Raw genomic sequence first — 19017 nt, 5'->3', positions numbered from 1 at the left:
GAGGCCCTGACGTTAATCCAAGAGGAGGACATCATGAAACTGACCAAAATGCTCGGCCTGGCATTCGGCATCGCGCTTGGCGCGACGGCTGCCCATGCCCAGGTGACACTACGCTCCGCCGACATCCACCCGGATGGCTATCCGACCGTCGATGCCGTCAAATATATGGGCGAGTTGCTCGAAAAGAGCACCGACGGCCGCATCAAGATCCAGGTCATGAACAACGCTGTTCTTGGCCAGGAAAAGGACACGATCGAACAAACCCGCTTCGGCGTCATCGACATGAACCGCGTCAACGCCGCGCCGTTCAACAACCTCGTGCCGGAAACGACCGTTCTCGGCCTGCCCTTCCTGTTCCGCTCGACGGAGCACATGCACAAGGTCGTCGACGGTCCGATCGGCGAGAATATCCTCAAGGCCTTCGAGCCGCACGGCCTGATCGGCCTTGCCTATTATGACTCGGGCGCGCGCTCCTTCTACACCACGAAGAAGCCGATCGAGAAGCTCGCCGACCTCAAGGGCATGAAGATCCGCGTCCAGCAGTCCGACCTGTGGATCGCCATGATGCAGGCCTTTGGCGCCAACCCGACGCCGATGCCGATGGGCGAAGTCTATTCCTCGCTCGAGACCGGCGTGGTCGACGGCGCCGAAAACAACTGGCCGTCCTACGAGTCTGCCCGTCACTACGAAGTGGCCAAGAACTACACCCTGACGCAGCACTCGCTGAACCCGGAAATCCTGGTCATGTCCAAGATCTCCTGGGACAAGCTGACGCCGGAGGACCAGAAGGCCGTGCGCGAAGCCGCCAAGGAATCCGTCAAGAAGATGCGTGAACTCTGGACGGCTCGCGAAAAGAGCTCGGAAGAGAAGGTTCGCGCCGGCGGCGCCAAGGTCATCGAAGTGGACAAGGAAGAATTCTCGGCCGCGATGAAGCCTGTCTACGACAAGTTCGTGACCGACCCGAAGCAGAAGGCCCTGCTCGAGCAGATCCAGGCCGTCAAGTAATCCGCAAGCAATGTCCGGCCCTCTCCGCGAGGGCCGGTTTTACTTCCGGCGCAGGACACGCGCGCGCCGGATCGTGGAGGACAGGTTCGTGAGAAACTTCATGTTGGCCATCAGGCCGATCTTGGGCGGGCTCAGCCGCCTGATGCTTTATATTGCCGGGATCGGCATGATCGGGATGACGCTCATCGTCGGTTGGCAGGTGTTCGGCCGTTACGTGCTGAACGACTCGCCCAGCTGGTCCGAGCCGCTGTCGCTTTACCTCATGTCCTGGTTCATCATGCTCGGCGCCGCCGTCGGCGTGCGCGAAAGCGTGCACCTGGGGCTCGACATCGTCCGCCACGTGGTGCCGCCCGTCATCCAGAAGGCGATGGACATCACCAGCCTCGTCCTGATCGTGCTCTTCGGGCTCGCCATGACCTATTACTCGACGCTGCTCGCCCAGGGCACCTGGTCCGCGACCATTCCGGTTCTCGGCTGGCCGGGCGGCACCGACTTCTTCCCGATGATCTTCGGCGGCACGATGATCGCCGTCTTCGCCCTGGAGCGCCTAGCCGACATCATCATCGGTGTCGACGTGGCGGCCGACGTCCTCGTGCAGGAGGCTGCATAATGGCTTATGCCATCCTTTTTGGTTCATTCACGGCGCTGATGATCATCGGCATGCCGATTGCCTTCTGCCTCGGCATCGCGTCCTTCGCGACCGTGCTTTACATCGGCCTGCCGCCGATCGTGATCTTCCAGCAGCTGAACTCCGGCATGAACGTCTTCGCCATGATGGCGATCCCGTTCTTCATCTTCGCGGGCGACCTGATGGTGCGCGGTGGCATTGCCACGCGGCTGATCCGCTTTGCGGCCGGCCTTGTTGGACACCTGCGCGGTGGCCTCGGTCAGGTCAACGTCGTTGCCTCCACCCTGTTCGGTGGCATCTCGGGCTCCGCCGTTGCGGATGCCTCCGCTGTCGGCGGCCTGATGATCCCGCAGATGGCGGCGCGTGGGTATGACCGGGACTACGCAGTCAACGTGACCGCCAATGCCGCGATCATCGCGCTGATGATCCCGCCGTCGCACAACATGATCCTTTATTCGATCGCAGCGGGCGGCAATGTTTCGGTGGCCGACCTCTTCACCGCCGGCATCCTGCCCGGGATCCTGCTTGCCGGCGCCCTGATGCTCACCGCCTGGTGGGTTGCGGTAAAGCGCGGTTATCCGGCCGATGCCTTCCCGGGCATTGCGCGCGTCGGCTACTATTTCCTGGCCTCGCTGCCCGGCATCCTCCTCATCGCCATCATCTTCGGTGGCGTTCGTTCGGGCGTGTTCACGGCAACGGAAAGCTCCTGCATTGCCGTGCTCTACGCCTTCCTCGTCGCGATGCTGGTCTATCGCGAATTGAACTGGGAAGGTTTTGTCGAAGCCGTGATGGGTGCGGTGCGCACCACCGCGATGGTGCTGCTGGTCATCGGCACCGCCGCCTCCTTCGGCTGGCTCATGGCCTTCCTCCAGGTTCAGACCCTGATCATTTCGGCGATCAGTGCGATCTCCGACAACCCGATCATCGTGCTCTTGATGATCAACGTCATCCTGCTGGTGCTCGGCACCTTCATGGACATGGCGCCGATGGTCATCATCGCAACGCCGATCCTGCTGCCGGTCGTCAAGGCCTTCGGCATCGACCCGGTCCACTTCGGCGTGGTGATGATCCTGAACGCCGGCATCGGGTTGAATACGCCGCCGGTCGGCACCGTTCTTTTCGTCAGTTGCGCGGTGGGCGGCATCTCGATCCGCGAGGCGATGCGAACGATCTGGCCGTTCTTTGGCGCCAGCGTCGCCGTGCTGCTGCTCGTGACATACATTCCCGCGCTATCTCTGTGGCTGCCAAGCCTTTTCAAATAGCCAGCAGACGCTTAACAGTTTTCCTCCGGTCCCGCTCTCCAAGGCGGGACCTTCCACATAAGGGAGAGGCCCATGACCATCTATCAGAACCTCATTGCCGGCGAATGGGTCGGCACGGACGCGTCCAAGAACATCAGCCCCTCGGACACGAATGATGTCGTGGGCATGTATGCGCAGGGCAGCGCCGAAGACGCAAAGCAGGCGATTGCCGCGGCCAAGGCCGCCTTCCCGGCATGGTCGCGTTCCGGCATTCTCGAGCGCCACGCGATCCTGAAGAAGACCTCCGACGAGATCCTTGCCCGCAAGGACGAGCTTGGCGCGCTTCTCGCGCGTGAGGAAGGAAAGATCCTTCCCGAAGCCACCGGCGAAGTTATTCGTGCCGCGCAGATTTTCGATTTCTTTGCAGGCGAGACACTGCGCCTTACCGGCGAAGTCGTTCCCTCGGCCCGCCCGAACATCGGCGTCGAGATCACCCGCGAACCGCTCGGCGTCATCGGCATCATCACGCCGTGGAACTTCCCGATCGCCATCCCGGCCTGGAAGATCGCGCCGGCGCTGGCCTACGGCAACACCGTTGTCTTCAAGCCCGCGGACCTCGTTCCGGGTTGCGCCTGGGCGATCGTTGACATCATGCACCGCGCCGGTCTGCCGAAGGGCGTTCTGAACCTCGTGATGGGCCGCGGCTCGGTCGTCGGCCAGGCCATGCTCGACAGCCCGGATCTCGCCGGCATCACCTTCACCGGCTCCACCGGTACGGGCAAGCGCGTGGCGCTCGCTTCCATCGAGCACAATCGCAAGTTCCAGCTTGAAATGGGCGGCAAGAACCCGATGGTCGTCCTGGATGACGCCGACCTCAACGTCGCCGTCGAAGCGGCCGCCAATTCCGGCTTCTTCTCCACCGGCCAGCGCTGCACGGCCTCCTCGCGCATCATCGTGACGGAAGGCATCCACGACAAATTCGTCGCGGCTCTGACCGAGAAGCTGAAGACCCTCAACGTCGACAACGCCATGAAGGCCGGTACCCATATCGGCCCGGTGGTGGACGAAAAGCAGCTGAAGACGGATACGGACTATATCGAGATCGGCAAGCAGGAAGGCGCGAAGCTCGCCTTCGGCGGCGACCTCGTGAAGCGCGAGACGCCCGGCTTCTACTTGGCACCGACGCTGTTTACGGAAGCCACCAACCAGATGCGGATCTCTCGCGAGGAAATCTTCGGGCCGGTCGCATCGGTCATCCGCGTGAAGGATTACGAGGAGGCGCTCGCTGTTGCCAATGACACGCCGTTCGGCCTTTCGGCCGGCATCGCCACGACGAGCCTGAAATACGCCACCCACTTCAAGCGCAATTCGGAAGCGGGCATGGTGATGGTCAACCTGCCGACCGCCGGCGTCGACTTCCACGTGCCGTTCGGTGGCCGCAAGGCTTCGTCGTTCGGTCCGCGCGAGCAGGGCAAGTACGCCGCCGAATTCTTCACGGTCGTAAAGACGGCTTATACGCTGGCCTAATTGGAAAAGCACGCATGAAAAAGGCCCTGCCGTTTGCCGCGGCAGGGCCTTTTTTGTCCAATGATTGATTACTCGGCAGCTGCCACACTTGAGCGCTTGGGCAACTTCCAGTTCGGCCGTGGGAAATGGCAGGTATAGCCGTTCGGGTAACGAACCAGGTAATCCTGGTGCTCCGGCTCCGCCTCCCAGAAATCACCGACCGGCTCGACTTCCGTCACCACCTTGCCGGGAAACAGGCCGGACGCATCGACATCGGCGATGGTTTCTTCGGCGATGCGCTTTTGCTCCTCGTTCTCGTAGTAGATCGCGGAGCGGTAGCTCATGCCGATATCATTGCCCTGGCGGTTCTTGGTGCTCGGGTCGTGGATCTGGAAAAAGAACTCCAGGATATCGCGGTAGCTGGTCTTGGTGCTATCGAAGATGATCTCGATCGCTTCCGCATGCGTTCCGTGGTTGCGATAGGTCGCATTTGGCACGTCACCGCCGCTATAGCCCACGCGGGTGGAGATGACGCCGGGCAGGCGTCGGATCAGGTCTTGCATGCCCCAGAAGCAGCCGCCGGCCAGAACGGCCCGTTCGGTAGACGTCGTCATGCTTTCCTCCTTGGAATTGGTTTCCCGCCTAAAATGGCGATCCGGGCGCCGATATTCAATGTCGAATACCTGGAGGCGACGGCGCCGCGCGTTCGGCCCCTCGACAGAGGAATGCCGCACAGGTTATCGAGGGGCGCAGACGCTGCGGAGGATTCCTTATGACGCCGAAACCGACCTCGATCATTCTCGATTGGGGCACAAGCTCGCTGCGTGCCATGCTCGTTTCCGGGAGCGGCGAGACGATCGACACCAAGGAGACGAGCAGCGGCGGCATCCAGTTCGTCAAGGACGGTGCGTTCGAAGCAGCACTGATGGAGGCGGTGGGCGCCTGGTTCACCGCTCATGGCCCCCTGCCCGTCATCGCCAGCGGCATGATCACCAGCCGCAACGGCTGGCTTGAAGTTCCTTATGTCGATACGCCCGGCGGCGTGGAAGAACTGGCGCGCGGCACTCGAACGCAGACGCTCGCGAACGGCGCGGTCGTCACTTTCCTGCCGGGCATGCGCAACCCGGCCGCCAAACCGTTCCCGGATGTGATGCGCGGCGAGGAAACCCAGATCGTCGGCTTTGGCCTGGAGACGGATCGGACGCTCGTTCTGCCCGGGACGCACAGCAAATGGGCGCGCATCAAGAATGGCCGCATTGAGGGCTTCCAGACTTATGCGACCGGCGAAGTTTTTGCGCTGCTGACAAAACATTCATTCATCGCCAAGGCGGAGGAGCCTGCCCCTGGCTCGGAGCCGAACTGGGCGGCCTTCGATCGTGGCGCCGAGTTTGCCGCCAGCAATGAGGCTGCCGCAGATGCCTTCCTGTCGGCGATCTTCAGCGCCCGCACCGGCGTGCTCGACGGCAAGCTGAAGCCGCAGGACATCATGGATTATGTTTCCGGGCTCGTCATCGGCTCCGAGTTCCGCCAGGCTCGTGCCGCGGGCTGTTTCACGGATGGGGATGCCATCGGCATTGTCGGAAACAACATCCTGAACAGCCGCTACAGCCGCATCGCCCCGCTCTTCCGCCTGAGCGTCGACATCGGCCCCGTAGATGCGGCAAAACGCGGCATCATGCTGATCGCGGCCGAAGCCGCACGATAGTTGATCAAGGAGTTCGACATGAACCTGGAACAGGCCCTAGCCTCCTGCAATCTCGTCGCCATATTGCGCGGCATCCGCCCGGATGAGGTGGAAGCGGTGGGTGAGGTTCTCATTGAAGCCGGCTGGCGCATCATCGAGGTGCCGCTCAACTCGCCGGAACCGCTCAAAAGCATCGAGACACTGGTGAAGCGGTTCGGCGATCAGGCACTGATCGGAGCCGGTACCGTGCTCTCGCCAGCGCAGGTTGCCGATGTTGCGGCGACCGGCGCCAAGGTGATCATTTCGCCGAACGCCAATCCGGACGTCATCATGGCCTCACGACAGGCGGACATGGTGAGCCTGCCGGGGGTCGCAACACCGACGGAGGCCTTTGCGGCCATCGAGGCCGGTGCAACCGGCATCAAGGCATTCCCCGCCGAGGCGATCCCGCCACACGTGATCAAGGCGTGGAAGGCGGTCCTGCCGAAGGACATTCCGGTTCTCGCCGTCGGTGGCGTGACGCCGGACAACATGGCAGACTTCGTGAAGGCGGGCGCGGCCGGATTCGGCATCGGTTCGTCGCTCTACAAGCCGGGCGCTGACGTCGCATCCGTAAGAGCGCAGGCCATCCGGTTCATCGAGGCAATGAAGGCGGCGCGGGGTTAATCGCCGCTATCGCGGCGAACGGGAACCAAATCCGGCGTCCGTGGGTTGCCGCAGCACCATCACAAGGGGCAGTCATGGCAAAGATCAACCACAGCATCGAACATCAGCAGAAGGTCTACCAGAAGTGGGCGCCGATCTACGACCGCGTCTACCGGGGTTTCCTCGGCGATGCGCATCGCACGGTTGCCAAGCTCGCCGCGGACGCCGGTGACGATATCCTGGAAGTGGGCGTCGGAACAGGTCTCATCCTGCCGCACTATCCCGCCCGCTGCCGCGTGACCGGCGTGGATCTCTCCGAACACATGATCTCCAAGGCCCGCGAAAAGGTGGAGCGACAGGGGCTGGATCACGTCAAGGCGCTGCATGTGATGAACGCGCACCACCTCGACTTCGCGGACCGTTCGTTCACCGCCGTATGCCTGCCGTTCGTCATCACGCTGATCCCGGATCCGGAACGGGCGCTCGACGAATGTGCCCGCGTGCTCAAGCCCGGCGGCGAGATCATCATCGCCAGCAAGCTCGGGCATGGCCGCGGTCTGCAGGGTGCAATCGAGGAAGTCGTGGCGCCGCTTGCGCACCGCGTCGGCTGGAGCTCCGCCTTCCGTATTTCGCGAATTGCCGACTGGGCCGCCCGTCGTGGTGATTTCGAGGTGGCCGAAATCCGCCCGGTGTTTCCGAACGGATTCTTCAAGGTGATGCGGCTCAAGCACCGGCTGTCGGCCTGAGGCGGCTAGCTACCTTGTCTTGAGCACCGAGACCGCCTGCTCGCTTTTTTGAACATATTCGTTCGCATCGCTTTGCCGCTGCACAAGCAGGATGAACAGCAGGTCGGTCAGCATCAATTGCGCATCACGGGCGGTGATCGCGGAGGACCGAACGCGTTCCTCATCGGCGACCGTATGAAGCCGGATATCCGCGACCTGCGCCAGCGGGCCACCGCTCAAGCCGCTCACCGCAATCACGGTCGCGCCACGATCGCGCGCCAGTTCGGCGATCCGCAAGGTCTCGATGCTGCTGCCTGAATAGGAAAGCGCAAACAACACGTCGCCGCTGCGCAGGGTCGAAACATTGGCCATCTGCACGTGGCTGTCGCTGTCATGCAGGACGTTGCGGCCGAGTTTCATCAGCTTATAGGAAAAGTCGCGAGCCACGAGCGACGAGGCGCCGACGCCGGCCATGTGGATCCGGCGCGCTTCATCGAGCGCCGTCAGCGCTCGGCCGATGTCCTGCTCGCTATTGACGGAGAGCGTCTGCTGCATGGCAAGCATCTTGCTGCCGATCAGCTTCTGCAAGATGGTCAGATAGCTGTCACCCACCTCGATGCTGCCGTGGATCATGCCCGGCGCAGTATGGCGTTCCTGCGCCTTGGCTTCGCTGACCGCGAGCTTCAGCTCCTGATAACCGGCAAAACCGAGCTTCTGGCTGAACTTCACGACGCTGGACTGGCTGCGCCCGGTCTCCGCGGCAAGCCCGCCCGACGAGAGCCGCAGCATCTGGTCCGGGTTGTCGAGGATGAACTGGCCGATCTCGCGATCAGCCGGGGCCATTATCTCAAGCTGTGCGTTGATCTTCTTCAGGACTGACATGCGTTCATCCGCAACTGGCGCTGGTCGATCGACTTACGGACCTGCACCCTAGCACCCAGCCAGCGTGAGGTCATGGGATATTATACCGGAGACCGCGCCTTGGAATAAAATATTCCGCGTGATTGACAGCCGCACCATTCGGTTTAGGGTTCGCCAGAACAGCGACGGCGCGCTCTTCTGGGACGGATTTCTTCATGGATAGACTTCGAATTGTAGGCGGGCAGCGGCTTCAGGGCGCCGTCACCATTTCGGGAGCCAAGAACGCTGCCCTGCCCCAGATCGCGGCCGCGCTCTTAAGCCCCTACCCGCTCGAACTGACCAACCTGCCGCAGGTGAGCGACGTCGAGAACATGCTGAATGTTGTGGCGCTGCATGGAGCCGAAGTCTCCCGCGCCGCGCACTCCACGACGATCGACGCCAGGGCGATCCTTTCCAAGGAAACCTCGTACGACACCGTGCGCCGGATGCGCGCGACCGTGCTTGTGCTTGCGCCACTGCTTGCGCGCTTTGGAGAAGCACGCGTGTCGCTTCCCGGCGGCTGCGCGATCGGCGCACGCCCGGTCGACATGCATATCAAGGCGCTTGCTGCGCTCGGCGCGGAGATCGACATCGAGAATGGCCTGATCGTCGCCTCGACCAAGGGTGGTTTGACGGGTGCGCGTGTCGTCCTGCCCTCCCCCTCCGTTGGTGCAACGGAAACCGCCATGATGGCCGCGACCACGGCCAAGGGTGAGACCGAAATCCTGAATGCCGCCCGCGAACCGGAAGTCGCGGATCTGGCCGCCTGTCTGACCGCCATGGGCGCAAGGATCGAGGGCGCCGGCACGCACCGCATCCTGGTGGAAGGTTCCACCACATGGCAGCCGGCCAAGCATCACGGCATCCCCGACCGCATCGAAGCCGGAACCTATGCGGTGGCGGCGGCGATCACCGGCGGCATGCTAGAACTCACCAATGCGCGGCTTGAGAACATGGCGTCTGTCGTGCAGGCGCTGGAAGCGATGGGCGTCAGCGTCTGGCCGAGCGACCGCGGTCTTGTTGTTTCCCGCGACGGGCCACTCAAAGGCGCCGACCTAACCACCGAGCCCTATCCCGGCTTCCCGACGGATCTGCAGGCGCAATTCATGGCGCTTGCTGCCTGCGCCGAAGGCGCGTCGCTGATCCGCGAAACTGTCTTCGAAAGCCGGTTCATGCATGTGCCGGAACTGATGCGGCTTGGTGTGAACATCTCGCTTCAAGGTACGACGGCTTTGGTTCGCGGCGGGGCAAAGCTCAAGGGCGCGCAGGTCATGGCAACCGACCTTCGGGCCTCGGTGTCGCTCGTGCTGGCGGGGCTGGTGTCGGAGGGCGAGACGATCGTCAACCGCCTCTACCATCTCGATCGCGGTTATGAGCAGCTCGACCGCAAGCTGAAGCTTTGCGGCGCAGACATCGAGCGGCTGAGCGCATGAGCAAGGGCAGCCAGCGCTACTTTCTCGGCGTCGACGGCGGGGGCACCGGTTGCCGAGCGCGCATCGAAGATGAAACAGGAAACGTCCTCGGCCAAGGCCTCTCCGGCCCTGCCACCACCCGGCTTGGCATCGAGGAAGCCTGGGCGTCCATCGCCCGCGCCTTCAATGCAGCGATCGAGGAGGCCGAGCTTTCAGATGAAGATCTTGGTCGCGTCCATGTCGGGATCGGACTTGCCGGCATCGGCCGGATCGGCGCGCTGGAGGCGCTTTCCACCATCCCGACACCATTTGCCAGCGTCGACTTCGTCAGCGATGGAATGGGGGCGTGCCTCGGCGCACATTCCGGCCGCGATGGCGCAATCGTCATTGCCGGGACCGGCTCGATCGGACTTGGATTTGCCGAAGGCCGTAACCTCCGCATCGGCGGTTACGGATTTCCGATATCGGATGAAGGAAGCGGCGCCGATCTGGGCCTGAAAGCGATCCAGATGGCGCTACGCGCCAATGACGGGCGGATCGAAAAGACCGCGCTGTTGTCAGAGGTGATGCAGCGTTTCCACGGCGACCCGATGGAGGCTGTCGCCTGGATGGACCGCTCTTCCGCGACGGACTACGCCGCCCTTGCCCCGATGGTGATGCGCCACGCGGACCAGGGCGATGCCGCGGGCCGCCGCATTGTCCAGTCGGCTGCCGAGCACATCGATACGCTGGTGCGCACGCTGTTCGACCAGGGCGCGCCGCGGGTGACGCTTCTTGGCGGCTTGGCGAGCCCCCTGCAGGCCTGGCTTTCGCCGGATGTGCGACGCCGCCTGAAGCCAGCCGACGGCGATGCCGTATCCGGCGCCATCATCCTCGCCCGCCGGTCCGCAGGCGAAGACGCAAGCCGAGCGCCACCGCCTGTTGACGCGGAATAATCTATTCCTTTCTTCGTTGACAGAAGGAATGGATGAACCTAATCCTTGCCTCAAGGTGGAGGGAGCAGTGCTGGCTGGTCGTTGTCCACGTGACGGAGCGAAGGTGGACCCATGAGCGATGCAAGGCTGATTTCCGAGCTGGAAAACCTGGTCTCCGAGAATCGCAACCCACGCTCGATGGATATCGACCTTCTGCCGACGATCGACGTCCTGCGCCGCATCAACGACGAGGACCAGACGGTCGCCACCGCCGTACAGCGTGTCATCCCAGATATTGCCGAAGCGGTTGATGAAACGGTCAAGGCCTTCAACAAGGGCGCGCGGCTGATCTATATCGGCGCCGGCACGAGCGGCCGGCTCGGCGTCCTCGATGCGTCCGAATGCCCGCCCACCTTCAGCGTCCCGGAAGACATGGTGATCGGCCTGATTGCCGGTGGCGACCATGCGCTGCGCCATGCCGTCGAGGGCGCCGAAGACGATCTCGAGCAAGGCAAACTGGACCTGCAGTCGATCAATGTGACGGCAGACGATGTGGTGGTCGGCATCGCCGTCAGCGGTCGCACGCCTTATGTCATCGGCGCACTGACCTACGCAAAGTCACTTGGCGCCAAGACCGTCGCCCTGTCCTGCAATCCGGACTCTGTCATCGCCGCGATTGCCGATATCGCCATCTCGCCGGTGGTCGGGCCGGAGATCCTGACCGGCTCCACGCGCCTGAAGTCCGGCACCGCACAGAAGCTCGTCTTGAACATGCTGACCACCGCGAGCATGATCCGGATCGGCAAAAGCTACCAGAACCTGATGGTCGACCTGAACGCCAGCAACCAGAAGCTGGTGGCGCGCGCCGCGCGCATCGTCATGCAGGCGACCGGCTGCGATCTGGAGGAGGCCAAGCGTGTCCTCGACCAGACAGGGAACGACGTGAAGCTGGCGATCCTGATCGTGCTCACGGGGATGGATGTCGAAACGGCGCGCACCGCACTTGCTAAAGCTGGCGGCTTCCTTCGCGCTGCAATCAATGACAAGACAGGATAAAGCCGCGCCGGAAGCGCGGTGAAACAACACAAACACTGGGAGAAGAACATGGGACAACATTTCACGACCAAAGCCCTTACAGGCCTTGCGCTTGGCGTAGCGCTTGGTGCAGCGGCCATCGCCGCGCCGGCATCGGCAGCAACGCTGAAGATGGCCTGGAAGCAGGACGCAACAGGGCTTGATCCGCACAAGCAGACGGCTTTCTCGTCCATCCGTCTTCTTGAACTGATCTACGAACCGCTGGTGCGTTTCGACAAGGACCTGCAGATCGTCCCGGCGCTTGCGACCTCCTGGGAGTTCGCAGCCGACGCAAAGCAGTTGACCTTCAAGCTCGACCCGAACGCCAAGTTCCAGGACGGCAAGCCGGTCACCGCAGCGGACGTGAAGGCATCCTTCGAGCGCCTGCTTGACGAAAAGACCGCCGCGGCCGCCCGCGCCAACTTCCTGTCGATCGAGACGATCGAGACGCCGGACGACAAGACGGTTGTCTTCAAGCTGTCGCAGCCGGATGTTCCGCTGCTGACGGCGATGGCGAGCATCAATGCCGCAATCGTTCCGGCCGCCGAGATTGCTGCCGGCACGGTCGGCACGAAGGCACTTGGCTCCGGTCCGTTCAAGCTGGACAACTGGGTGCCGAACTCCAAGGAAACGCTGTCGGCCAACAAGGACTGGGCCGGCGGCAAGGTCGCGATCGATGGCATCGACATCAGCGTCCTGCCGGATGAAACGGCAATCCTCGCGGCCCTGCGCACGAAGCAGGTCGATTTCGCCCTCATCAACGACCCGCTGGTCGCGACGCTTGTTCCGGACGAGCCGAACCTGGTGCTCAACCGCACTCCGGTGCTCGCCTACCATGTCCTGCAGCTGAACGCCTCGCGCAAGCCGATGGACAACCTCGCTGTCCGCCAGGCGATTTCCTGCGCAGTTGATCGCCAGGACGTGCTGGACACGGCCTCTGTCGGCGAAGGCAAGGTGACCGGCCCGTTGACGATGCCGGGCTACACCAGCGATCCGAGCAGCCTGTTCTGCTACAAGAAGGACATCGACAAGGCGAAGAAGCTGATGGCCGACGCCGGCTTTGCCGATGGCTTCACCGCCACTGTCATTGCCGCCAATGGCGAACCGGCAACCGCTGCCGCCGAAGCCCAGGTCATCCAGTCGCAGCTCGCCGAAATCGGCGTCAAGCTCGACATCAAGATGATGGAGCTCAACGTTTACGTCGACGCCTGGCTGAAGGGTGACTTCGACATGGCGGTGGCGCTGAACGGTGGCCGCGCCGACCCTTACTCCATGTACAACCGCTACTGGACGAAGAACGGCAACCTCCAGAAGGTCGCGAACTACATCGACGACACGCTCGACAGCCTGATGCAGAAGGGCCGCGAAGAAACCGATCCGGCCAAGCGCAAGGAAATCTTCGCCGAGTTCGAGAAGCACATCGCCGAAATGGCGCCGTGGGTCTGGCTCTACACCTCCTTCAGCTACACCGCGCAGCAGAAGAACGTGTCCGGCTTCGAAACGACGCCTGAAGGTTCGCTCTTCGGCCTCACCAAGGTGACGCTCCAGTAAGGAGCGTCCTGCCAACAATTCGGGGCTTGGAGATCTCATGAACTACCTGACGCGACGGCTCTTGACCTTTCCGCTCGTCATGCTCGGGGTCTCCATCCTCGTCTTCTTTGCGATCCGCATGATCCCGGGCGACGCCATTACCGCGATGCTCGGGACAGAAGCCGGCCTGCTGACGCCTGCGCAACGGGCCGCGCTCTCCGAATATTTCGGCATCGACCAGCCGATCCTCATCCAGTACTGGAAGTGGCTGCTAGGCGTTTTCCAGGGCGACCTCGGTATTTCGGTGACGCACGGCAAGCCGGTGCTCTCCATCATCCTGGAGCGCTTTCCACTCACCCTCCAGCTCGCCATCATGGCGATGGTCGTGGCGCTTGCGGTCGGTTTGCCTGCCGGCGTGTTTGCAGCCACGCGCAAAGAGCGCCCGTCCGACCTTGGCGTGCGCATCTTCGCGATGATCGGCCAGTCGACGCCGAACTTCGTGGTGGGCCTGCTTCTCATCTACGCGTTGTCGGCGGGCTTCGGCATCCTGCCGACCATGGGCGAGTTCACGCCGTTCTCGGTGGACCCGCTGCGCAACCTCAGCCAGATGATCCTGCCGGCGGTGACGCTCGGTTTCGCCTTTGCCGCCTCCGTCACCCGCATCTCCCGCTCGGCCATGCTGGACGTCCTCTCCGACGACTATGTCCGCACGGCCCGCTCCAAGGGCGTTCCGAAGCGGCGGGTAATCTGGCGCCATGCGCTTCCCAATGCGCTGATCCCGGTCGTGACGCTTTCGGGCGTCGAGTTCGGCTACCTTCTCGGCGGCGCGGTGCTTGTCGAGCAGATCTACGCCCTGCCCGGCCTTGGTCGCCTTGTTCTCGAAGCCATCCTCCAGCGCGATTACGCGCTCGTCCAGGGCTGCGTCCTGTTCATTGCCTTCAACTTCCTGGTGGTCAATCTGCTCGTCGATCTTCTTTATGTGGCGCTCGATCCGCGCATCCGTCTTGGCGAGGGCGGCTGATGCTGCGTGCGATTTTTTCCCATCCCAGCGGCCGTATCGGCGGCGCGATCGTCCTTCTCTACGTGGTGATCGCCCTGCTCGGCCTGTTTGACCTGACACCGCACGACCCGCTGCAGCAATACCGCATCGATCGGCTGAAGGCGCCGAGTGCGGTCTACTGGATGGGCACCGACCTCTTCGGGCGTGACGTCGCAAGCCGCCTGATGAAGGGCGTCGGACAGTCCTTCCTTGTCGGCATCTCCGCCGTCGCCATCGCAAGCGTCGCAGGCACCGTGCTCGGCCTGACCGCCGCATGGTTCGGCAAGCTGTGGGACGGCCTTGTCATGCGCGTGATGGATGTGCTGCTCGCGTTTCCCGCAATCCTGCTTGCGCTCCTCATCATCGCGATTGCAGGCCCCGGTACCTGGACGAGCGTTGCGGCGATTGCCATCGTCTACACGCCGATCTTCACACGCGTGGTGCGCGGCCCGGCGCTATCAATCAAGTCGCGCGAGTTCGTGGATGCGGCACGCACTTTCGGGTCGAGCAAGACCTACATCCTGACCCGCCATCTGCTGCTCAACCTTGTAGCACCCCTCACCGTGCAGGTGACGCTGGCGCTTGCCTGGTCGTTGCTGACCGAAGCCGGGCTTTCTTTCCTCGGGCTCGGCACCCAGCCGCCGGCCTCCTCGCTAGGCCTGATGCTGGCCGACAGCCGCAACCTGATGGAAAAGGCGCCCTGGCTGCTGATCTTCCCGGCAATTGCCATCATGATCAGCATTTTGGGCTTCAACCTGCTTGGTGACGCTCTGCGCGATATCCTCGACCCCAAGACGAGGAGCCGCACCGCATGACGCTTCTTTCCGTCAAAGACCTGCGCGTCGGATTTGGCCAGGATCCCGCGAAGAACGAGATCGTCAAGGGCGTCAGCTTCGATCTCGAGGCTGGCGAAACGCTCGCGATTGTCGGCGAAAGCGGCTCCGGCAAGTCGGTCACCGCGCTATCGATCAACCGCCTCGTCGATTTCGGCGGCGGCCGCATCATCGGCGGCTCGATCCACCTGACCCGCGCCGATGGCAGTGTCTTGGACCTTACACAGGCCTCCGAACCGGTGCTGGAAAAGATCCGCGGCGCGGAGATCGGCATGATCTTCCAGGAGCCGATGACCTCCCTCAATCCCGTGCTGTCGATCGGCACCCAGATCGAGGAGAGTTTTCGTCTGCACCGCGGCCTGACCGGCAGGCAGGCGACCGCCGCCGCCAAGGATGCGCTTGACCGCGTGCGCATTCCCGATGCGGCGCGGCGGCTTAGATATGCGCCGAACCAGCTTTCCGGCGGCATGCTCCAGCGCGTGATGATCGCGACAGCGCTTGCCTGCAACCCGCGCCTGCTGATTGCCGACGAACCGACAACGGCGCTCGACGTGACGGTGCAGGCGCAGATCATGGCGCTGCTTGCCGAACTGAAGCGCGAGACCGGCATGGGGATGATCTTCATCACCCATGACATCGGGCTGGTTGCCGGCATTGCCGACAAGGTGATGGTGATGCAGGCGGGCCAGGCGGTGGAGCAAGGCGCGCTCGACGCGGTTCTCGACCGGCCGCAGCATTCCTATACAAAACATCTTCTGAGCGCCGTGCCGCATTTCGAATCCGGCCGCGCCGCCCGCACCGACTTCCAGCGCAAGCAGGGGGAACCGGCTGCCCTGAGCGTCGATGGCCTGACGGTTCGGTTCAAGGTGAAGAACGGCCTGTTCAGCCGGGCTCAAGGCGCGGTTCATGCGGTGGAGAATGTCGCTTTTGACCTGATGCCCGGCGAAACCCTGGCGATCGTCGGCGAAAGTGGCTCGGGCAAATCCACCACTGCGCGCGCCATCCTGGGGCTGGTGAAGCCCACCCGGGGGCGTTTTGTTACCCACAAGGGCAGCATTTCGGACGCCACCGACCCGGCGACGCAGATGGTGTTCCAGAACCCCTACGCCTCGCTTAATCCGCGGCTGCGCATCGACAGCATCCTGGCCGAGCCGGTGATCGCCGCCGGAGGCAAGGTGACGAGCGAGACGCGCGAGAAGATGAGGGCGCTGCTGCAGCGCGTCGGACTGCCGGAAGACAGCCTGGAGCGTTACCCGCACCAGTTTTCCGGCGGCCAGCGGCAGCGGCTCTGCATCGCCCGCGCGCTGATGCTCAACCCGTCGATCGTGGTGCTCGACGAGGCCGTTTCGGCGCTCGATGTTTCGGTTCAGGCGAAGGTGCTGGAACTGCTCGTTGACCTGCAGAAGGAATTTGGCCTCGCCTACCTTTTCGTCAGCCATGACATGGCGGTGGTGGAGCGCATCGCGCACCGCATTGCCGTGGTGTATGCGGGCGAAATTGTGGAGATCGGTGAAGCGGCATCCGTGCTGGCCAACCCGCAGCATTCCTATACCAAGCGGCTGATCTCCGCGGTGCCGAGCATCGACCGCCGCAACCAGCGCTTCGAGATCGACACGCGCCAGGTGCCGTCGCTTGTTCGTCCGCCGGGTTATGAACCACCGGAAGCACGGTGGCGGGACTATGGTGCCGATCACCGTGCAAGGGCAGAGGCTTGAGCCATGGCTGAACATCTTGGCACAGCAGATGCGGGTTTGGCGGCAGTCTTCGAACGCGCGTTCGCGCCTCTTGAACAAGCTGTCGAAGAAAAACGCATTCCGGGGGGCGTACTCGGTATCATCGACCTGAAGCACGGGCGCGTGACGCGGGCGGTTGGCTCGGCGCAAATCATGCCTCACCAGCGGCCGATGACGCTCGACACCTGGTTCGACCTTGCCTCGCTGACAAAGGTCATCTTCACCACGACGCGCATCCTGAAGCTCGTTGATGACGGCGTGGTCGACCTCGACGCACCGGTGGCGACGCTCCTGCCGGATTTCCGGCAGTATCATGCCGACGCCTGGGAGCGGAAGGTCACATTCCGCCAGTGCCTTGGCCACCAGACGCCCTTCCCCGGCGTCGAACCGATCTACACCTATGACCGCGACCCGGACCTGTTGCGCGCCTTCATCCTGCAGCGGGAGTGGCGTGCTGGTCCGCCCGTCTATTCCGACATCAATTTCATTCTGCTCGGCTTTGTACTGGAGCGACTGGCCAAGGTTCGAACGGTGCGGGAGCTTGATCCAGGCGCGGGTTTTGCCTGGTCCTCCGACCCACAGGTTACCGCCGCGACCGAGGACTGTGCCTTCCGCCACCGGGTGATCTGCGGCGAGGTGCATGACGAGAACTGTTATGCATTGCAGGGCTCCGGCCATGCCGGCCTGTTCGGGACCGTTGCCTCGGTCCTGGACTTCGCCCAGGGCCTGCTCGACGGCACCGGAGCTTCCGAGCAGGCGATCCGGCTGATGCGGACGCCGCTCTCCAACAAGCGCACGCACGGCTGGGAACATCCCTTCGACGGATGGTGGGGCGGAAGCCTCTGCAGCCGTGACACGATTGGCCATACCGGCTTCACCGGCACCAGCCTGCTAATCGACTTCGAACGCGGTCGCGCGGTGACATTGCTCACCAACCGCGTCCATCCGACCCGCCATTTCGACAGCTGCATTCTTGCGCTTCGGCAGACCGTCTGCGACCTGTTCAACCAGCATTGAGGACTTCGACATGCAGCCAATCTGGGCCGTCGGCCTGATGACCGGAACCGTGCTTGACGGCAATATCGACGTGGCGCTGCTGAAGACGGATGGCGAAACGGTCGAGACCTTCGGCGCCTACACGCTCCACCCCTATCCGCCGGAAATCCGCTCGCTGCTGGAAGAAACGCTGAGCCAGGCCCGCGCCTGGAACTTCGAAGGCCCGGATCCCGCCATCTTTGCGCAAGCCGAGGAAGCACTGACGCTCGCCCAATCCCAGGCGGTGAAGGAACTGGTGGCGAGCGCCGGCCTTTCCATGGGCGATATTGGCATTGTCGGTTTCCATGGCCAGAGCGTGCTGCACCGCGCCCCGACGAGGGAGCGTATCGGTGCCACCCGCCAACTTGGCAATGGCGAATTGATGGCTTCCATCCTCGGCTGCAAGGTGGCCTATGATTTCCGCTCGGCTGACGTTCGTGCCGGCGGCCAGGGCGCGCCGCTTGCCCCCACTTATCATGCTGCACTCTTGCGCAGCCTCGATACTACGGGCGACAGCGCCGTTTTGAACCTTGGTGGCGTCGCCAATGTCAGCTGGTGGGACGGCAAGGACCTGATCATCGGCTTCGACACCGGACCGGCCAATGCGCCGCTTAATGATTTCATGAAGGCCCGTGGCCTTGGCGACATGGATCGCGGCGGCAAGCTGGGTGCCTCCGGCAAGGTCGATGATGAGCGTCTCGCAAAGCTTCTCGAACATCCTTACCTCAACGCGCCTTATCCGAAATCGCTCGACCGCTTCGACTTCACCGCCGCAATGGCGGACGGGCTGGATGATGCAACGGGCGCCGCCACCCTTTCCGCTTTCACCGCTGCGGCTGTCGGCAAGGGGCTCGATCTCCTGCCGCGCCGCCCGAAGCGGCTGATCGTCTCCGGCGGCGGCCGGCATAACCCAACGATCATGTCGATGCTGGAAAGCCGTGCCGGCGTCACCGCCGTGTCCGCTGACGAATTCGGCTGGCGCGGCGATGCGGTGGAGGCGGAATGTTTCGCTTATCTGGCGGTGCGCGTGCTGCGCGGCCTACCGATCAGCTTTCCCACCACAACTGGTGCACCAAAGCCCTTGCAAGGTGGGCGACTCGCAGGCTAAGTCGC

At 63.1% G+C, this 19017-nt stretch carries 18 protein-coding genes; 16 read left to right on the top strand and 2 right to left on the bottom strand.

Annotated elements, in window-relative coordinates:
* Positions 1-33: 33 nt before the first annotated feature.
* The 4 genes from M0654_RS00965 (at position 34) to M0654_RS00950 (ending at position 4401) form a co-directional block, all read left to right on the top strand.
* Positions 34-1005: a TRAP transporter substrate-binding protein gene (locus M0654_RS00965; protein WP_282571483.1), complete on the top strand. Its 972-nt coding sequence runs from the start codon at positions 34-36 to the stop codon at positions 1003-1005.
* An 88-nt stretch (positions 1006-1093) separates the two neighbouring features.
* Positions 1094-1615 (top strand): TRAP transporter small permease, encoded by a 522-nt coding sequence (locus M0654_RS00960; RefSeq protein WP_118850036.1) that lies wholly within the window; start codon positions 1094-1096, stop codon positions 1613-1615.
* The gene (locus M0654_RS00955; protein WP_248681438.1) at positions 1615-2895 is read left to right on the top strand and encodes a TRAP transporter large permease; all 1281 of its coding nucleotides are present in this window, start codon (positions 1615-1617) and stop codon (positions 2893-2895) included. The genes M0654_RS00960 and M0654_RS00955 overlap by 1 nt, the downstream gene beginning before the upstream one ends.
* A 72-nt stretch (positions 2896-2967) precedes the next feature.
* Positions 2968-4401, top strand: coding sequence for an aldehyde dehydrogenase family protein (locus M0654_RS00950; protein ID WP_248681437.1), 1434 nt, complete (start codon positions 2968-2970; stop codon positions 4399-4401).
* A gap of 68 nt (positions 4402-4469) precedes the next feature.
* On the opposite strand, the gene msrA is transcribed toward M0654_RS00950, so the two are convergent.
* Positions 4470-4994 (bottom strand): peptide-methionine (S)-S-oxide reductase MsrA, encoded by a 525-nt coding sequence (gene msrA, locus M0654_RS00945; protein ID WP_248681436.1) that lies wholly within the window; start codon positions 4992-4994, stop codon positions 4470-4472.
* Positions 4995-5152: 158 nt separating this feature from the next.
* Here msrA and M0654_RS00940 point away from each other — a divergent pair, with 158 nt between their 5' ends.
* The 3 genes from M0654_RS00940 to M0654_RS00930 all read left to right on the top strand — a co-directional run bounded on the left by M0654_RS00940 (position 5153) and on the right by M0654_RS00930 (position 7455).
* The gene (locus M0654_RS00940) at positions 5153-6085 is read left to right on the top strand and encodes a 2-dehydro-3-deoxygalactonokinase (RefSeq protein WP_248681435.1); all 933 of its coding nucleotides are present in this window, start codon (positions 5153-5155) and stop codon (positions 6083-6085) included.
* Between the two features lie 18 nt (positions 6086-6103).
* Positions 6104-6730: a 2-dehydro-3-deoxy-6-phosphogalactonate aldolase gene (locus tag M0654_RS00935; protein WP_248681434.1), complete on the top strand. Its 627-nt coding sequence runs from the start codon at positions 6104-6106 to the stop codon at positions 6728-6730.
* Positions 6731-6804: 74 nt separating this feature from the next.
* Entirely contained in the window at positions 6805-7455 is a 651-nt protein-coding gene (locus M0654_RS00930) for a class I SAM-dependent methyltransferase (protein WP_248681433.1), read from the top strand.
* A 9-nt stretch (positions 7456-7464) separates the two neighbouring features.
* Here the strand turns inward: M0654_RS00930 and M0654_RS00925 are convergent, their stop codons facing one another.
* On the bottom strand, positions 7465-8316 hold the full coding sequence (locus tag M0654_RS00925; RefSeq protein WP_248681432.1) for a MurR/RpiR family transcriptional regulator: 852 nt from the start codon (positions 8314-8316) through the stop codon (positions 7465-7467).
* Between the two features lie 194 nt (positions 8317-8510).
* Here M0654_RS00925 and murA point away from each other — a divergent pair, with 194 nt between their 5' ends.
* From murA to M0654_RS00880, 9 genes are all read left to right on the top strand, one after another.
* Positions 8511-9767, top strand: coding sequence for a UDP-N-acetylglucosamine 1-carboxyvinyltransferase (gene murA, locus M0654_RS00920; RefSeq protein WP_248681431.1), 1257 nt, complete (start codon positions 8511-8513; stop codon positions 9765-9767).
* Positions 9764-10681, top strand: coding sequence for an N-acetylglucosamine kinase (locus M0654_RS00915; RefSeq protein ID WP_248681430.1), 918 nt, complete (start codon positions 9764-9766; stop codon positions 10679-10681). Before murA ends, M0654_RS00915 begins: the two co-directional genes overlap by 4 nt.
* Positions 10682-10792: 111 nt before the next feature.
* A complete protein-coding gene (gene murQ, locus M0654_RS00910) occupies positions 10793-11716 on the top strand; it encodes an N-acetylmuramic acid 6-phosphate etherase (RefSeq protein ID WP_248681429.1) in 924 nt (307 codons plus the stop codon).
* A gap of 48 nt (positions 11717-11764) precedes the next feature.
* Positions 11765-13285 (top strand): ABC transporter substrate-binding protein, encoded by a 1521-nt coding sequence (locus tag M0654_RS00905; RefSeq protein WP_248681428.1) that lies wholly within the window; start codon positions 11765-11767, stop codon positions 13283-13285.
* 37 nt (positions 13286-13322) lie between these two features.
* Entirely contained in the window at positions 13323-14285 is a 963-nt protein-coding gene (locus M0654_RS00900) for an ABC transporter permease (protein WP_248681427.1), read from the top strand.
* Positions 14285-15118 (top strand): ABC transporter permease, encoded by an 834-nt coding sequence (locus M0654_RS00895; RefSeq protein ID WP_118850048.1) that lies wholly within the window; start codon positions 14285-14287, stop codon positions 15116-15118. Before M0654_RS00900 ends, M0654_RS00895 begins: the two co-directional genes overlap by 1 nt.
* Entirely contained in the window at positions 15115-16851 is a 1737-nt protein-coding gene (locus M0654_RS00890; RefSeq protein ID WP_248681426.1) for an ABC transporter ATP-binding protein, read from the top strand. The genes M0654_RS00895 and M0654_RS00890 overlap by 4 nt, the downstream gene beginning before the upstream one ends.
* 3 nt (positions 16852-16854) lie before the next feature.
* Positions 16855-17886, top strand: coding sequence for a serine hydrolase domain-containing protein (locus M0654_RS00885; RefSeq protein ID WP_248681425.1), 1032 nt, complete (start codon positions 16855-16857; stop codon positions 17884-17886).
* 10 nt (positions 17887-17896) lie between these two features.
* Positions 17897-19012: an anhydro-N-acetylmuramic acid kinase gene (locus tag M0654_RS00880; RefSeq protein ID WP_248681424.1), complete on the top strand. Its 1116-nt coding sequence runs from the start codon at positions 17897-17899 to the stop codon at positions 19010-19012.
* The last annotated feature ends 5 nt before the right edge of the window (positions 19013-19017 follow it).

It is taken from the genome of Neorhizobium turbinariae, assembly GCF_023223505.1.
Classification (GTDB): Bacteria; Pseudomonadota; Alphaproteobacteria; order Rhizobiales; family Rhizobiaceae; genus Neorhizobium; species Neorhizobium turbinariae.
Note: the sequence above shows the minus strand (reverse complement) of the source record. Positions and strands in the feature narration are given on the sequence as shown.